A 16,341-nucleotide genomic window follows, 5' to 3' on the forward strand; every position below is an offset into this window, starting at 1 on the left:
GAATCGTCGTCAATGGCCTGCTTGCCCAGAATGATCAGCGAAGGCTGTTCCTTGTCGACCAGCGCCTTCAGCAGCTTGGCGACAGCCAGCGGCTGCAGATCTTCCGACGACTCGATCAGGATCGCGCGGTCCGCGCCGATGGCCAGCGCCGCGCGCAGCGTTTCCTGCGCCTGCGTCGCACCGCAGGAAACAACGATCACTTCCGTCGCCACGCCCGCTTCCCGCAGACGCACCGCCTCCTCCACGGCGATTTCATCGAACGGGTTCATCGACATCTTTACGTTCGCCAGGTCGACGCCCGTGCCGTCCGACTTCACACGGACCTTCACGTTGTAATCAACCACTCTCTTCACTGCTACCAGCACTTTCATTTTCAACCACCTTTTTCAGCCAGATTTATCATGTCAGCCGAATCCGGCCGCGCGAAAACTCACTTGATAACCAACACCTTCGAGCGGTCGAACGCCACCGTCACCGCGATGATCAGAATCACGCCGAATACGATCTGTTGTGCAAACACGCTGATGCCCACAAAGGTCATGCCCGCACGTGCCACCGACACCAGCAGGGCACCAATCAGCGTACGCACGATACCTCCCGAGCCACCCGTCAACGCCGTTCCACCCACAATCACCGCAGCGATAGCCGGCAAAAGAAACTGATTGGCCAGCGTGGGCGAACCGCTGCCCAGGCGTCCCGCCATTACGACACCAGCAAGGCCCGCAAAAAACGACGAAGTCGCAAACACCAGGCACTTGGTCACCGAAACACGCACCCCCGATGCGATAGCTGCCGGCTCACCTGCGCCGATTGCGTCGGTGTGACGGCCAAACACCGTCGAACGATGCAGGAACCAGCAGAACGCGAATACTGCCACCGCAAGCAGAATCTCATGCGGGATACCGAATGACGTCCCGGTCGTCCAGCCAAGCGAAGCGTTGCGCATATCGTCGCTGATCGCAATGGAACGCGTCCCCGACAGGGTCAGCGCGGCGGCCGATGCAATGCCGCTAATGGCAAGCGTCGCGATGAAGGAAGGAATACGCAGCACGGTCTGGATCACGCCGCTCAGGAGGCCAATCGCAAAGGACGCGGCGAGCGCAATAACCGCCGCCCACGCGCCGTATCGGGGCAAGCACAGTGCCACTACCACGCTCGCCAGCGAAGCAACCGCCTGCAGCGACAGGTCGATACTGCCCAGCAACACCACGAAAGTCGTACCGGCAGCCATGATGAATAGCGTGGAGCTGTCCGCCAGCAACCCGAGTTGCGTAGATAGCGCCAGAAAATCCGGCTGGGCGATTTCAATCAGCACGTACAACGCCACCAGCGCCGCGAACGGTGCGTTGTCACGAAGCATCGCTCGCGACGGTGATTTCAGAAATGACATAGCAGCCTCACACCATATGTTCGACGATATCAACCTGCGAAGGCTTCGAGCTCACTTCGCACGGCAGAACTTTTTGCGCACGGCCATCGCGCATCACCATGATGCGGTGGCTCAGGCCGAGAATCTCTTCGAGTGTGTCGCCCGTCAGCACGACCGCCACTCCTTCGGCCGTCAGTTCGCGAATCAGTTGATAAACCTCTTCTTTCGCGCCAACGTCGAGTCCGCGCGTGGGATGGTCAAGCACCAGAATCCGGCTGCCGGCAAAGCGCCATTTCGCGAGCACCACCTTTTGCTGGTTGCCGCCCGAAAGGTTGCGACAGGAAGCATCCGGCCCCGGTGTTTTGATGCGCAGACGCTGGATCCACTCGTTGGCAATCTTGCGCTCGCTGCCCTTGCGCACTACCCCGCCTCGGCTCACCGCACTGAGGTGTGGCAACGTGAGGTTTTCCGCGACGCTCATCTGCGTGACGAGCCCTTCTACCTTGCGCTCGCGCGGCACGTATCCAACACCTAGTGCGACCGCGTGATTCGCCTGTGGCTTTAGCAGCGTCCCGCCAATCCGCACCTCACCGGAATCGAGCTTGTCGAGCCCGGCGATCACGCGGCACAGTTCTTCGCGCCCTGATCCCACCACGCCCGCTACGCCAAATACTTCACCACGGCGCACTTCGAATGACACGTCGTTCAACGCATGAGCCAGCGATGCATGCTTGACCGACAGCGCTATCTCGTCCCTGCACGGCTTTTGCAGGTTTTCGCGGTAGTACTCGCCATGCATCGAACGGCCCACCATCAATTCATGCAACTGCTTGACGGATGCATCAGCCGACGCCATCTCTGCCACCACCTTGCCGTCCTTCATGACGTACACGCGGTCGCTCAGCGATAGCAGTTCGTCGAGCCGGTGCGAGACGAACACAAACGACGCACGAGATTTGAGTTCGCGCACCAGCCGGAACAGAATCTCGATCTCGGCGGCTTCCAGAACGGAAGTCGGCTCGTCGAGCAGAATGATCGGTGTGCCGCCGGTGCGGCTGGCCAGCGACAGCGCACGCGCCAGTTCCACCATCTGTCGCTGCCCGAATGACAGGTCTTCGCAAACCGTTAATGGGTCAACGTCGAGATGCACTGTGGCCAGTTCAGCCTGCGCTGCACGTTTGAGCTTTGACCAGTTCATGCGTCCAAACGTCGTGAAGGCTTCCTCACGGCCGAGAAACAGGTTCTCCGCGATTGTCAGGTTAGGCAGAATCGACTGCTCCTGATACACCATCGCAATACCTTTCGCGGTGGCGTCACGCGGGCTACGGATTACCAGCGGCTGGCCATTGAGCGTGATTTCGCCGGAGTCCTGGCGATAAGCGCCGGTCAGCAACTTCATCAGCGTCGACTTACCCGCGCCATTCTCACCAATCAGGCCAACGATTTCATTGGGCCGGACTTCGACCGATACGTCATCCAGAGCAAGCACACTTGGGAAGCGTTTCGTGATGTTCTTCAGTTTCAACATGTCGAATCTCCCAGATTCACTTAACGATGCGCCGGCGCGAGCGGTTGAGTGCAAGCGTCACCGCAACGATGATCAACACGCCCTGAATGCCCTGTTGCACATAAGGCGGCACGCCGAGCAGTACCATGCCGTTGCCGAGTACGACTACGATCAATGTCCCGATCAGCGTGTTCAGGGGACTGCCGTTACCGCCTGCAAGCGAGGTCCCGCCCACTACGATGGCCGTGATCGCGACAAACAGCTGGCCGTCGGCGATCAATGCATGTCCTTGTCCATATTGCGCGACGGCCAGGATGCCGGCCAGACCATAAAAGGCGCCCGCCAGTGCAAACACTGCAATCCGCACGCGCCGGACACGCACACCGTTCAAACGGGCGAGATCCTCGCCGCCGCCGATTGCCAGCGTGTGCCGTCCAAGCAACGTATGACGATAGATAAACCACGCGACGGCGAGCGCAAGCAAGCCCATCCATACGGACAGCGGCAAGCCCAGGTAGCGTGTAATCGCTATCGAACGCAGTGGTGTATCGCTCACGCGGATCGTGTTGCCGGACAGCCATGCCGTCCCGATTCCGGTTGCCACGAAACCGACTGCGAGCGTGGCAATGAAAGAAGGAATGCGCAGGAACACGTGAAGCAAGCCGTTGGCGAACCCCAATACCGTACCCGCGGCGATCGCGACGGCCAGCACCCACAACCCGAAGTGATTGTCGTTGTACGAGTTTTCGACCAGCATCGACACTGTGATCGCGGAAACCGCGACAATCCCTTCCGCTGACAGGTCGATACTGCCCAGTTGAATCACGAACGTACCGCCGAGCGCGATGGTGAGCGGAATCGCTGCGGAGATCGCGATTCGCGCCAGATTCATCGGATCAAAGAAGTCGTGATTGAACGCGCCGATGCAAAGGCCGAGCGCCAGCAGAACCAGCAGCGGCGCAAAGCGCTGCAGCCAGGCATGCATCGATGTGAATCCGATCCCGGTTGTTGTTGTGCGTACGGCCTGCCGGGTAGGCGCTGCGGTTAGCTTGCTCATCGATACACCACGGGGCCCGCGACGCGGGCATAAAGACTGTTCCAATCCGCGCTAGGCGTCGATTCGTGTGCCATGACCGTCTGCACGTTCGACTTGTTGACGAGGGTCGCCTTGCAGAACGATTCGCGCTGATCCTTCGGCAGCGATGCCACGTCCAGCTTCTTCTGCTGCGCATGAAGCCCCATCGATAGGCCAATGCCACCGAGCCAGTACGGATCCCAGTCGACTGTCGTCACAAGTTCGCCTACCTTGATCGCGGCGAGCCCGGGTTGCGTGCCGTCCATACCTGAGACCGGAATTTGTCCCGCGAGTCCCTCTGCACGCAACGCTTCGATCGCTCCCAACGCCATATCGTCGTTCGCGGCCCACACGCCCTTGATCTTCGAATTGAAACGCGTCATCCATGCCTGCATGATCGGGAAGGCCTTTTGCGAGTCCCAGTCCGCTACCTGGAAGTCGAGCAACTGGATATCGGGGAATTTCTTCAGCGCGGCCATCAGACCGGCTTTGCGCTCAATGGCCGGCACATTGCTGAAAATACCGCCAATCGCCACGATGCCGCCCTTGCCGCCCATCGCCTTGAACAACTCAGTTGCGGTGGACTCGCCGTAAGCCACGCCATCGAACGACAGGTGCGCGACGTAGTTCGGATTGAAATCCCACGGATGCAGATCCTTGGGCTTGTTCCAGATCGTCGTGACGTACGCACCCGCCTTCGAGCAGGCTTCGACGATGACTCGGGCATCAGCTGAGTCGTTGGGGTCAACGTTCAGCACAAGGTTGCCGCCGGTCTTTTGCAGCAGGGCGCGAATATCAGCGATGCCTTTTTCTGAACTACCTTCGGTCGTCAGCGGCACGTATGGCAGGCCGACGCTCTTTGCGAAGGCCTGCGCGCCCTTGTTGAACGCCGTGTAATACGGATTGGTCAACGAGCGAAATGAACACGCGAGCGTGGTCTGCCCCGCGCCAAACGAAAGACTCGACATGCCACCACCCGCGACCGCGAATGCCGCGCCCGCACCGAGTTTGATGAAGTCGCGGCGTGATACGCCTGCGTGTTGCTTCTGTTTCGACATGATGTCTCCTCCGAGCAAAAGGACCCTTTACGTCAGGGCTATCAATAAATAACTGGATATTTACGCGATCCTCGGAAGAGCCCGATTTCCAGGCACTTCATCAGACCATGCTAAGTATCGTCACACCGCTTCGACGGGAGTCCGGCGTGTTACCCGGCCCGAGGTACCCGCGAGCCGGCCCACCTCGGGCGCTGGCGTTGCTGCCAGACCGCGAATCAGATCAGCAGCCTTTTCCGCGATCATCAGCGTGGGTGCGTTCGTGTTCGAACTCACGATACGCGGCATCACTGACGAATCCGCGACTCGCAACCCTTCTATGCCATGCACACGCAACTGCGGATCGACGACCGACATTTCGTCGATGCCCATTTTGCAGGTGCCGACCGGGTGATAGCCAGTGCGTCCGTACTGCTGCGCATAGGTCTCATATTCGGCCTGCGTGCGCACCTTTCCGCCCGGAAAGTGCTCGCTCTTCAGGTACTTGCTGAGCGCCTTCTGGCTCATGATTTCGCGACTCTGGCGGATACCATCGACGGCCACCTTCAGGTCATACGGGTCACGAATATAGGCCGGATCGATCACGGGCGCGTCGGCGGGGTCAGCGCTGTGCAGCATGACGCTGCCGCGGCTGCGTGGCCTGAGAAAATAGGAGTTGAGCGTGCAGCCCGAGCCCGACGGTACAGGCGGCACGCCTGCCTCTACGCCCGCGCCGGGCAAGAAGTGAAACTGCAGGTCGGGTGTCGGTACGCTACTGTCCGAATACCAGAAGGCACCGCCTTCGGCGATGTTGGACGTGACCGGCCCCTTGTTGAACAGTTTGTACTCGAGGCCAGCGAGCAGCATCATGTGCTTCTTCGAATACTTGTCCAGACTGTACGCACCATTCAACTCATAGACGATATCGATGTCGAAGTGATCTTGCAGGTTCTGCCCGACACCGTTCAACGCATGCACAGGCTTCACACCGGCGCGTTGCAGATCATCGGGACGGCCAATGCCAGAAAGCATTAGCAGCTTCGGTGAGCCGATGGCGCCGGCGGTCACGATGACTTCGCGCTCAGCACGCGCAATGGTTACGTTCGAACGGTCGTCTCCGGATGCAAATTCGACGCCGATTGCGCGACCGCCTTCAATAACCACGCGCGAAACCAGGCAGCCCGTACGCACGGTCAGGTTAGGCCGTGAGCGGGCCTCGCGCAGATAGCCAACAGCTGCGCTGCAGCGTTTGCCATTGCGCTGCGTGACCTGATAAACGCCCACGCCCTCCTGTTGCGCGCCGTTGAAGTCGCTGTTGTGTGGCATGCCGGCTTCCTGTCCCGCGAGCACAAAAGCCTTTGTCAATTCGTTGACGCTGATGAGATCGGACACGCCGAGCGGGCCGCCAACGCCGTGATATTCGTTGCACAGACGCTCGTTATCTTCCATACGGCGCAAGTAAGGCAGCACACCGTCGCGAAATCCCCAACCAGTGCAGCCCTCACGCTCCCAGCCGTCGTAGTCCGAAGGCTGGCCTCGCGTGTAGACCATGGCATTGATCGAACCGCCGCCGCCGAGCACACGGCCCTGCGCGAACGGTATCCGCCGACCTTGCGTTTCGGCCGCCGCAGTCGTGCTATAGCCCCACGTCAGCGGGCCGCCCGTCATTTTGAAGAAGCCGACCGGCATGTGGATATATGGGTCCGTATCGGCAGGTCCGGCCTCGAGAAGCAGCACACGGTTGTCGGCATCTTCGCTCAGACGCGCCGCCAGCGCACAGCCCGCCGCGCCACCACCTACGATCACATAGTCATACATTGCTGTCTCCGATACTGTGTTCTGCAGTCACACGTTCCGTGCGACTTCGTCTTTCCTGAGACCCTCACGGCTCTTGCGGCCGTTTGATTTGCACTCGACCGCGTTATGCGATCCAGCGCGGCCGGTTGCCCAACTGGACATGTACTGACTTCAGTTCGGTGTATTCCTCGACACCGTACCGCCCCGTTTCGCGGCCAATGCCTGATTGCTTGACACCGCCGATCGGCATTTCCGGGCCGCCGGTGATGGTGCAGTTGACCCAGATCCGGCCGGCCTGTACGTCGCGAAAGCCCTTGATCGCGCCTTGCAGATCACGCGTCCAGATGCTGGCTGCGAGGCCGTAGGGCACGCCGTTCGCAATCTGAATCGCCTGCTCGAAGGTGTCGAATGGCGTGACCGCCAGCACGGGTCCAAAAATTTCTTCCTGCGCAAGCGCGCTTTGCGGCTGGACGTTGCGGAACATCGTGGGCTGGATGAAGAAACGCTCGCCAACCCGGCTCGACGTCCCGCCATGCACCAGTTGTGCGCCGTCCCCGCCGCCCGCTTCGATGAAACTGCAAATCTTGTCGAACTGACGCGCTTCGACAATCGCGCCAACGTGGTTCGACGCATCGAGCGGATCGCCCACCCGCACCTTTTCCAGTACACCCTTGACCCGGGCGACCAGTTCTTCTTCCACCGATCGATGCACGACGAGACGGCTGCCGGATACACAGCATTGGCCCGCATTGAAACAGATGCCAAAGGCGATAGCGTCCGCAGCGTCGGCAAGGTCAGCGTCCGCGAACACGATCTGCGGATTCTTGCCGCCCAGTTCGAGCCCGACCTTCTTCATGTTGCCGCCCGCTGCCGTCAGCACCGAGCGGCCCACCGGCGTCGAACCCGTGAATGACACCATGTCGACATCCATGTGCTCCGCGAGCGCCTGGCCCACGTTCGAGCCGAGCCCGGTCACCACGTTCACAACGCCATCCGGCAATCCGGCCTCGGTCAGGAGCGCCGCGAGCTTGAGTGTCGTGGTTGACGTGAGTTCAGCGGGTTTGACAACTGCGGTACACCCGGCCGCCAGCACGAAGGGCAGACGCTCGGACAGAATGAAGAACGGGAAATTCCATGGCGTGACGATACCCACCACGCCGACCGGCTGGCGCACAACCAGACCGAACATGTCGCTGCCGAGGGTGTCATGCGAATCGCCGTGAGCGACACGTGCAAGACCTGCCGCATATTCCCAGATGCCCGCGGCTGCGTTGATCTCGCCGCGTGACTGGCCGATCGGCTTGCCACTTTCCAGCGTTTCAAGGTAAGCAAGCGTCTCCACGTTTTCCCGGATCAGACTCGCGGTTTTCAGCAACACCGTCGCACGCTGCTCACCGGGCAGGCGCGACCAACGCCCGTCGTCGAACGCACGGCGCGCCGCAGCGACCGCTGCATTCAGATCGTCGACAGATGCGCGCAGCGTGGAGGTCACCGGCACGCCGTGGCCCGGGCTCTTACGTGTCACAAATTCGCCACCCTGCCCACCGTAGTCCTTGCCGTCGATGAACATCGGGGTCCGCAGGGGTTCCGACGGAAGACGAAGCGCTGCTGCGAGTTCATTCAGATTACTCATTCCTGCCTCCAGTATTTGCCTTTTGCACGGACACGAAGAACGCATCGCACATGCGGAAAATTGTGAGCGCCGTTCAACGTACCGTCCATTCGTTGCCCATTCTGCACCATCCGGTTACTTCCTGACAATGCCTTTTTGGTCTATAGTCCCTGACACAACCCGGCCGCAGCTGACGCCGTTTCCACCGACTCCTTTTGCAGCAATCAACGTACATGACTCTTGCGACCACGCCCCCCCGCCGGGCACCTAAAGCCGCCAAGACGGGCGCCGCGCAGCCACCGAGGCAGCGGGATCCGGAGGTGACCCGGGCGCGCATTCTCGAAGCAGCGAAAGCGGAGTTCGCGAAACTCGGTCTTGCTGGCGCGCGCGTGGAAGCCATCGCTACGCGTTCGAAGGCCAACAAGCGGATGATCTATCACTACTTCGGCAGCAAGGAGGAGCTCTTCGTGGCCGTCCTCGAAGACGCCTACGCTGACATCCGCACCGCCGAACTGAAGCTCAACCTCGACCATCTTTCGCCTGAAGACGCGATCGTCGCGCTCGCCACGCATACCTGGAACTACTACCTGAAAAACCCCGAGTTCATGACGCTCGTGAACAGCGAGAACCTGCACAAGGCACGACATCTGAAGAAGTCCGAACGATTCAGGGAACTGCATCGTGATTTCATCTCGATGCTGCAACGCATACTCAACCGTGGCGTAGAAGCGGGCGTGTTCCGTAGCGGTGTCGACGCCCGGCAACTGCACATCACGATGGCGGCGATCGGTTATTACTACCTGACCAATCGCCACACCAGCGGCCTGATCTTCGACATCGACTTCATGAGCAAGGACGCCTTGAAAAACCGTCTCGACTTCAACATCGAGACCATTCTCAGACTCTTGCGTCCCTGAGCGTCCGTACGCGGAGCGCCCACGCCCGGCGCTCCCGGTTTCACAGCCGCACATCAGGCCGCCTGCTCGCGCGGCTTGTCCGCGCCACCCTTACAGCGTGCGAGTAATGCGTCGTCGACAAGCGGGCGAAACCCCATCCGCGCAAGCACATGTCGCTCAACATCCACCCCTTGCGCCACTTCGATCAGACGGACCCCGTTCTCTTCGAGCCTGAACACGGCGCGCTCCGTCACATAAAGGACTTCCTGCTTTGCGATACGCGCCTGCGCGCCGCTAAACGTGATGTGCTGCACGCGTTCAACGAGCTTTGGCACACTGCCTGGCGACACGATATTCAGACGCTCGCCCACCTGCTCGACCTGAAGGCCCTTTGCTTCGAAACTGCCGCAAAAGACGATCTTGCGCGCGCCCTGGGTGATGTCGATGAAGCCGCCTGGCCCCACCACGGTGGCACCCAGTTTCGACACGTTGATATTTCCGTCACCGTCCATCTCGCCCATGCCAAGAAACGAGATGTCGACGCCGCCACCGCTGTAGAAATCAAATTGATCGACACTGGAGAGGATCGCCTCTGCGTTGCGCGCGGAGCCGAACATCGGGCCGTCGAGCATCGCGCCGTTGTGGATGCCCTGCTCAACCGTCCCCCAGAACGTGCCGAGCCGCCCCTGTTCGGCCAGCACGCCCGGAATACCGCCGGGAATACCGAAACCAAAGTTCGCCGAATGCCCCTCGCGCAGTTCCTGCGCTGCGCGCGCGGCAATGATCCGACGAATACCAGTCGGGACTTCATAGAAGCCTTCAGCGAGGATGCCGAGCGATTCACCGCTCAGCGTAGGGTCGTAGTCGGCGACGACGCACTGCACCTGCGCCGGCGTCTCGACTAGCGTATCGACGAGCACGCCCGGAATGCGCACCAGGCGCGCGGGTACATACCCGGCCGGCTCGCGCTCCTTGACCTGCACGATTACGTGACCACCGCTATTGTGGGCAGCGAGAGCCGCTGCATACGTATCAAGATCGGCGGGCTCGCGACGCAAGGTGACGTTGCCCCGGGCATCCGCGGATGAACCAAGCAGAATCGCGAAATCGACCTTGAACGGCTTGTAACGCAGGTACTCGCGGCCATCAAGTTCAATCAGTTCGACGAGTTCTTCGTTAGCGCGCGCATTGATCTTGCCACCGTCGATACGCGGGTCGACAAACGTGCGCAGCCCGACGTGCGTGACGAGCCCCGGCCGTCCGGCCCCAATCTCCCTCAGCAGGGTGGAGATTGCTCCGGCGGGGAAGCTATACGCTTCGAAAGCGTTGTCTTTGGCCATTTTCTGCATGGCGGGCGACCAGCTCCAGTGCCCGCCGATAACGCGCCGCACCATACCGGCATGCGCGAAACGCCCCAGCCCGCTGCCCTTCCCGTCGCCGATTCCAAGCGCGTGGACCACCGTCAGATCGCGCGGATGGCCAGTCTTAAGAAATCGCTGCTCCAGTGCCGCGAGCACAGCGTCCGGCTCGAGCAAACCGCCGCCGTTACTGGCCAGCGCAATTGTCGCCCCATCGAAGATCTGCTCAACCGCGTCTTCGGCATGCATCCAGTTTTTCAACCTACCCTCCAATCAATTCGGCCTCAAAGCTCGTTGACATCGCTCGTTCGTTGGTTTTAAATAACCATCCAGATGGTTACTTGATACCAATGTTGGCACAGGAAACCACGTAATTCAAGCGGCGATGCGCGACGCTCGGGTATACCTTCATTCGCGCAAACCCGGCATAAACAGGCGCCGATCACGAGAACGGAGACAGCATGAAACTCTCAGAAACCCACCAGCAGATTCGCGAAACAACCCGTCGCTTCGCGCAAGAAGTGATTCGCCCGCTCGCCGAAGAACTGGATCGCGAAGAACGGTTCCCGGCGGAGATCTACACCCAGATGGGCGAGTTGGGCCTGTTCGGCATCACCGTGCCGGAAGAATTTGGTGGTGCCGGACTCGACGTCATGGCATATGCACTCGTGATGGAAGAACTGTCGCGCGGCTACGCTTCCGTGGCAGACCAGTGCGGGCTCCTTGAACTGATCGGCACCCTTCTCTCCATACACGGCACCGACGCTCAGCGTGCGACCTACATGGAGCCCCTATTGCGAGCGAAACGACGCCCCGCTTATTGCATCACCGAAGCCGACGCAGGCACCGATGTCTCCGGTATCCGGACCACCGCGACCCGTACACCCGAGGGCTGGGAACTTAACGGCGCCAAACTATGGATTCACAACGCGCCGGTCGCCGACGTCGCATTCGTGCTCGCTCGAACCGACCCAGCGGCGGGAAAGCGTGGCATGAGCATCTTTATCGTGGACTGCCATTTGACGGGCGTCTCGAAGGGACCGAAAGAACACAAGATGGGACAGCGCGCGTCGCAGGTTGGCGAGTTGCATTTCGATCGCGTCAAGCTCCCGGCCGACGCGTTGCTGGGACAGGAAGGCCGCGGCTTTCACATCATGATGAGCGCGCTGGATAAAGGCCGCGTAGGCATTGCATCGCTTGCGGTGGGGATTGCCCAAGCTGGGTTGGAAGCCGCGCTCGAATATGCTCAGACGCGCAAGCAGTTCGGCAGTCACATTGCCGAGTTTCAGGGCATTCAATGGATGCTGGCCGACATGGCGAAGGACATCCAGGCCGCGCGCCTTCTCGTTCGCGACGCCGCGGAGCGACTGGAAGCGGGCGAGCGCGCCAGCATTGCTTGCTCAATGGCGAAGTGCTTTGCCGGAGATACCGCTGTGAAGCACAGCGCCAACGCCGTACAGATTTTTGGCGGAAGTGGCTACATTCGCGGCTACGAAGTCGAACGTCTGTACCGGGACGCCAAGATCACGCAGATCTACGAAGGCACGAACCAGATCCAGCGCACGATTATTGCACGCGATCTGATCGCGAACGGAGCCTCATTGTGAGCGCCCGCCCGATTGCCCTTGTCACGGGAAGCCGGCGCGGCATCGGTCGCGCAATCGCGATCGAGCTCGGTCGCGCCGGTTTCGACATTGCACTGACCGATGCGGTCGCGTCGGACGAACTCGACAACGCCGTTCGTGAGGTTCAGCAAACCGGCGCACATGCGATCGCAACGGTATCCAACCTCGCCGACATCGACTCCCATCCGGCAACGTTGCGTGCCGTTGAAGCCTCCCTCAATGGTCAGATCGACTGCCTCGTAAACAATGCGGGCGTTTCGGTGATGTCGCGTGGCGACCTGCTCGATGTCACAGCGGAAAGTTTCGACCGTTGCATCGCGGTGAATACACGCGGCACGTTCTTTCTCACTCAGGCATTCGCGAAGCACTGCCTTGCGCGCTCGAGTGCACCCGTTGCACCGCATCCGTCGATCATCACCATCACGTCGTCGAATGCGATCGCGGCTTCGCCCTTGCGCAGCGAATATTGCGTATCCAAGGCTGGCCTTTCGATGGCGAATACGCTCTTCTCGTTGCGCCTCGCTGAACACGGCATCAGCGTGTACGAAGTGCAGCCTGGCCTGATCGAAACCGAAATGACCGCCCCGTCCCGCGCGCGCTACGACGTGCAGATCGAACAAGGACTGACCGCCATCAAACGCTGGGGCACGCCGCAGGAAGTCGCCATCACCGTGCGAACGCTTGCAACCGGCGGTCTACCCTACAGCGTCGGCCAGGCGATCCGTATCGACGGCGGCCTGCTCGTTACCAAATACTGAGTCCAACATGAACCTGTCAATCAAACTTCCGGCCGCGTCCGGCACATTGGAAACGTATATCGTGCAGGGCGTGCCGCTCGAGGTGAAGCCGCCAGTGCGTGAATTCAATCGTATCGCGTACTCCGCCGCCCACGTGGTAGCCGATCCGTTGCGCGCGGGTGAACTGAAAGTCGCGCCCGCCATCGACTGGGATCGCACCATCGAATACCGGCGCTACCTTTTGCAACAGGGGCTGGGCATCGCAGAAGCCATGGATACGGCGCAACGCGGCATGGGTTTGCCATGGAGCACAGCACTTGAACTGATCACGCGCAGCATCGAAGGCACCCGCGATATTGCCGGGGCGGCCATCGCGTCGGGTTGCGGCACTGACCACGTCACTCCCGCGTCAGCGACGAACTGCGATCAGGTGATTCGCGCGTATGCGGAACAACTCGAAGCCGTGCAACGCGTGGGCGGCCGCGTGATCCTGATGGCGAGCCGCGCGCTTGCCAAGGTGGCGCGCTCACCGGACGATTACCGCAGGGTCTATCGCGAAGTGCTCGCCATGTGCGATCAACCCGTTATCCTGCATTGGCTCGGCGACATGTTCGACCCAGAACTCGCTGGGTACTGGGGCGCAAGCCGATTTCCCGATGCAGCCGAAGTCTGCCTCGATATCATCGAGGCCAACGCGGCGAAAGTTGACGGCATCAAAATCTCGTTGCTCGACGAGCAGAAGGAAATCACGTTCCGCCGCCGCCTGCCGCAAAGCGTAAAGATGTACACCGGCGACGACTTCAATTATCCGGCGCTGATCGCTGGCGACGGCACCCATTTTTCGCACGCACTGCTCGGCATTTTCGACGCCGTCGCACCGGCGGCGTCTCAAGCGCTAGCAGCCCTTTCCGCTGGCGATGTTGAGACGTTCAGCCGGTTGCTGGCTCCGACGGTCCCGCTTTCACGTCACATTTTCCGCGCTCCAACGCAGTACTACAAAACCGGCGTGGTGTTCCTCGCGTACCTGAATGGCTTCCAGGATCACTTCTTTATGCCGGGTGGTCACCACGGTATGCGGCCGCCGGCTTATCTGGCCGACGTATTCCGCCTGGCCGATCAGGCCGGCTTGCTGCGCGATCCGGGCGACGCGATCACTCGCATTCGAAAGGTCATGGCGCCACTAGGATGCGGATCGTGAGAAACCTTCAGGGAAGACTTGATCTGTGCTCCATCAATACCGCAACACTGGGCCATCGGGAGCCACTCGGTCGCACGATTGACCGCATTGCCCGAGCGGGTTTTGGCGGGATAGCGCCGTGGCGCCGCGAGGTCGAGGAAGGCGATCTCGCACAGCTTGCGCGCCAGATCAAAGCGCTCGACCTTACCGTGACCGGCTACTGTCGCTCAACGTATCTGCCGGCGGCGACTTCAGCGGAATTCAGCGCGAACGTTGAAGCAAACCGGGCTGCATTGCGCGACGCGGCAGTGCTCGGAGCTCGCTGTTTCGTGATGGTGGTCGGCGGCCTCGTACCAGGTAGCCGCGATCTGGAAGGCGCGCGGTCCCAAGTGGTCGACGGCATCTCGATGTTGTTGGGCACGGCACGTGAGTGCGGCGTTCCGCTCGCACTCGAGCCACTTCACCCAATGTACGCAGCCAACCGCGCGGTGGTCAATACCATCGCGCAGGCAATGGATATTTGCGAGACCGTGGACCCAGACCGGTCGAGCTATATCGGCGTTGCAGTTGACGTTTACCACTGCTGGTGGGACCCGGAACTCAAGGCGTCGATCGCGGCAGCTGGGCATGCAGGCCGCATTCTCGCGTATCACGTGTGCGACTGGCTGCACGAAACAGGCGACATGCTGCTCGATCGCGGAATGATGGGTGACGGCGTCATCGATCTTCCTGCTGTGCGGACATGCGTCGAGCGTGGCGGATACGACGGCTTCGTAGAGACCGAGATCTTTTCGGCTAAGAACTGGTGGCAACGCGCACCGGAAGAAGTTCTCGCAATCTGCGGTGAACGCCTGCAGACAGTCTGTTAATGGCGCGGCGCTGAACCATACGAACACTAGGAGACAGCAATGACTGAGAGGATTCGCTGGGGCATACTGGGCGCCGCAAAGATCGCCGACAACTTTGTCGTACCGGCTATCCAACGCTCGTCCAACGGCCGCGTAACCACCGTTGCGAGCCGCGACCGAGCCCGCGCACAGGCTTTCGCGACAAAGCATGGTATCGACCACGTGCTGACGAGCTACGATGCGGTGATCGAAAGCAGCGACGTGGACGCGATCTATATCCCGTTGCCCACCGCCAGCCACGTCGAATGGTGCAAGAACGCTTTGCTCGGTGGAAAACACGTTCTTTGCGAGAAGCCCATCGCAATGAATGCCGACGAGGTACTCGAGTTGATCGCCTTACGTGATAAAGCCGGGCTCGTATGCGGCGAAGCATTCATGGTGGCGCATCACCCACAATGGGCTTTTGTTCGCGACAGCCTGGCTCAGGGAATGCTCGGCGAACTCACGCTGATCGAAGGGTCGTTCACTTACTTCAACGACGATCCCAATGCACTCAAGAACAATCTTTCACTCGGCGGCGGCGGGATCCGCGATATCGGCGTCTACCCGGTTGTGACCACGCGGCTCGCGACTGGGCTCGAACCAGTTCGTGTCAACGCCGAGGTCCTGCTCGATCCCCGCTTCGGCACCGATCGGTTCGCACGTTGCACCGCCGAATTCCCTGGCTTCTCGATGACGTTTTACTGCGGCACACAAATGGCGCGCCGCCAGCACATGATTTTTCATGGCACAAAGGGTTGGTTAAGCGTAGATGCTCCCTTCAATCCTGGAATCTACGGGCCAGCACAAATTCGCCATCGTTCCGACGAGGCCGGTCAAACACGAGTCATTGAATTCGGCGAGACCAACCAATATCAGTTGATGGTGGAGGACTTCGCTGGAACGGCGCTCGGGCGAAGAGCGAATCTGGCTTTCACCCTTGAGAATTCGCTCGGTAACCAACGGGTCATCGACGAGATACTTTCCTACGGCGCATAAGTGAAGCGTCACGGCACTATGGCAGCCGTGAGCGACGACGCACCGGTGGGATACTGCTACCGCCGGTGCAGTCGGAAACCTGACGCTATTGAGGGGTCGGCGCGTCTTGCCGGATCAGCTCGCGGCGCTTCAGTTCAGCCCAGAACGCCGGTGGAATGTCGGCACGGAACGTGTGCAGGTTGTCTTCCAGTTGCGCAACCGTACGCACGCCGGGGATGTTGGTCGGGATGGCAGGATGGCCGAGAACAAACTGCAGCGCCGCCGCCTT

14 protein-coding genes and 1 pseudogene are annotated in these 16,341 nt (G+C 60.5%); 6 read left to right on the forward strand and 9 right to left on the reverse strand.

From position 1 onward, the window contains the following. From P3T40_RS44195 to P3T40_RS44225, 7 genes are all read right to left on the reverse strand, one after another. The coding region (locus tag P3T40_RS44195; protein WP_429273965.1) for an electron transfer flavoprotein subunit beta/FixA family protein at positions 1–371 on the reverse strand (371 nt) is incomplete at its 3' end. Between the two features lie 59 nt (positions 372–430). Next, a complete protein-coding gene (locus P3T40_RS44200) occupies positions 431–1,390 on the reverse strand; it encodes an ABC transporter permease (RefSeq protein WP_429273966.1) in 960 nt (319 codons plus the stop codon). A gap of 7 nt (positions 1,391–1,397) precedes the next feature. Continuing rightward, positions 1,398–2,897, reverse strand: coding sequence for a sugar ABC transporter ATP-binding protein (locus P3T40_RS44205; RefSeq protein ID WP_429273967.1), 1,500 nt, complete (start codon positions 2,895–2,897; stop codon positions 1,398–1,400). Between the two features lie 16 nt (positions 2,898–2,913). Beyond that, positions 2,914–3,933 carry an ABC transporter permease gene (locus P3T40_RS44210; protein WP_429273968.1) on the reverse strand — a complete coding sequence of 340 codons (1,020 nt, stop codon included), beginning with the start codon at positions 3,931–3,933 and terminating at the stop codon, positions 2,914–2,916. Further along, positions 3,930–5,009: a sugar ABC transporter substrate-binding protein gene (locus tag P3T40_RS44215; protein WP_429273969.1), complete on the reverse strand. Its 1,080-nt coding sequence runs from the start codon at positions 5,007–5,009 to the stop codon at positions 3,930–3,932. The genes P3T40_RS44210 and P3T40_RS44215 overlap by 4 nt, the downstream gene beginning before the upstream one ends. Before the next feature lie 120 nt (positions 5,010–5,129). After that, on the reverse strand, positions 5,130–6,803 hold the full coding sequence (locus P3T40_RS44220; RefSeq protein ID WP_429273970.1) for a GMC family oxidoreductase: 1,674 nt from the start codon (positions 6,801–6,803) through the stop codon (positions 5,130–5,132). A gap of 103 nt (positions 6,804–6,906) precedes the next feature. Continuing rightward, a complete protein-coding gene (locus P3T40_RS44225) occupies positions 6,907–8,415 on the reverse strand; it encodes an aldehyde dehydrogenase family protein (protein ID WP_429273971.1) in 1,509 nt (502 codons plus the stop codon). A gap of 212 nt (positions 8,416–8,627) precedes the next feature. Between P3T40_RS44225 and P3T40_RS44230 the strand changes: the two genes are divergently transcribed. Then, the gene (locus tag P3T40_RS44230; protein ID WP_429273972.1) at positions 8,628–9,311 is read left to right on the forward strand and encodes a TetR/AcrR family transcriptional regulator; all 684 of its coding nucleotides are present in this window, start codon (positions 8,628–8,630) and stop codon (positions 9,309–9,311) included. Positions 9,312–9,364: 53 nt separating this feature from the next. On the opposite strand, the gene P3T40_RS44235 is transcribed toward P3T40_RS44230, so the two are convergent. After that, the gene (locus tag P3T40_RS44235) at positions 9,365–10,897 is read right to left on the reverse strand and encodes a CoA-transferase (protein WP_429273978.1); all 1,533 of its coding nucleotides are present in this window, start codon (positions 10,895–10,897) and stop codon (positions 9,365–9,367) included. 212 nt (positions 10,898–11,109) lie between these two features. Between P3T40_RS44235 and P3T40_RS44240 the strand changes: the two genes are divergently transcribed. From P3T40_RS44240 to P3T40_RS44260, 5 genes are read left to right on the forward strand one after another with little or no spacing between them, the layout of a single operon-like run. Continuing rightward, on the forward strand, positions 11,110–12,255 hold the full coding sequence (locus P3T40_RS44240) for an acyl-CoA dehydrogenase family protein (protein ID WP_429273973.1): 1,146 nt from the start codon (positions 11,110–11,112) through the stop codon (positions 12,253–12,255). Then, complete coding sequence (locus P3T40_RS44245) at positions 12,252–13,031, forward strand: 3-ketoacyl-ACP reductase (protein ID WP_429273974.1); 780 nt, start codon at positions 12,252–12,254, stop codon at positions 13,029–13,031. Before P3T40_RS44240 ends, P3T40_RS44245 begins: the two co-directional genes overlap by 4 nt. Before the next feature lie 7 nt (positions 13,032–13,038). Further along, entirely contained in the window at positions 13,039–14,208 is a 1,170-nt protein-coding gene (locus P3T40_RS44250; RefSeq protein WP_429273975.1) for a dihydrodipicolinate synthase family protein, read from the forward strand. After that, positions 14,196–15,056 (forward strand): sugar phosphate isomerase/epimerase family protein, encoded by an 861-nt coding sequence (locus P3T40_RS44255; protein ID WP_429273976.1) that lies wholly within the window; start codon positions 14,196–14,198, stop codon positions 15,054–15,056. The genes P3T40_RS44250 and P3T40_RS44255 overlap by 13 nt, the downstream gene beginning before the upstream one ends. Before the next feature lie 39 nt (positions 15,057–15,095). Next, positions 15,096–16,073, forward strand: a complete 978-nt coding sequence (locus tag P3T40_RS44260; protein ID WP_429273977.1) for a Gfo/Idh/MocA family protein — start codon at positions 15,096–15,098, stop codon at positions 16,071–16,073. Positions 16,074–16,158: 85 nt separating this feature from the next. Here the strand turns inward: P3T40_RS44260 and P3T40_RS44265 are convergent. Further along, positions 16,159–16,341, reverse strand: a pseudogene (locus P3T40_RS44265) (aldo/keto reductase); the annotation flags it as partial.

Source organism: Paraburkholderia sp. EB58 (genome assembly GCF_050436665.1).
GTDB lineage: Bacteria > Pseudomonadota > Gammaproteobacteria > Burkholderiales > Burkholderiaceae > Paraburkholderia.